The sequence below is a fragment of the Halorubrum sp. CGM4_25_10-8A genome (genome assembly GCF_005435025.1).
Taxonomy (GTDB): Archaea; Halobacteriota; Halobacteria; order Halobacteriales; family Haloferacaceae; genus Halorubrum; species Halorubrum ezzemoulense.
Window position 1 is genome coordinate 1 of the sequence record NZ_SGTX01000071.1, and the last position, 240, is coordinate 240.

Here is a 240-nt window from a genome sequence, read left to right on the forward strand (position 1 = left end):
GAACGAGGTCTTTGAATTCCGCTTCGCTCTCAACGACAATTGGTGCCATCGTCCATTTGAGATACTTCCAGACTTGCTCGATTGGATTCAGGTGCGGTGAGCCTGATGGAATAAAAATCAGGTCAATCCCGAGTTGATGCGCACGCTTGCGCGTGTGTTTACATCTATGTGAACCGTGCTTATCCAAGACGAGCAGAATCCGCTTGCCCGGATTCTGCTCGCGGATCTTCTCTAATACCC

Annotated in this window: 1 protein-coding gene; it reads right to left on the reverse strand. The window is 50.0% G+C overall.

Annotation, left to right across the window (positions count from 1 at the left end; translation table 11 throughout):
- Nucleotides 1-240: IS630 family transposase (locus EXE52_RS18170; RefSeq protein WP_137704014.1), on the reverse strand; the 240-nt coding region annotated here is incomplete at both ends.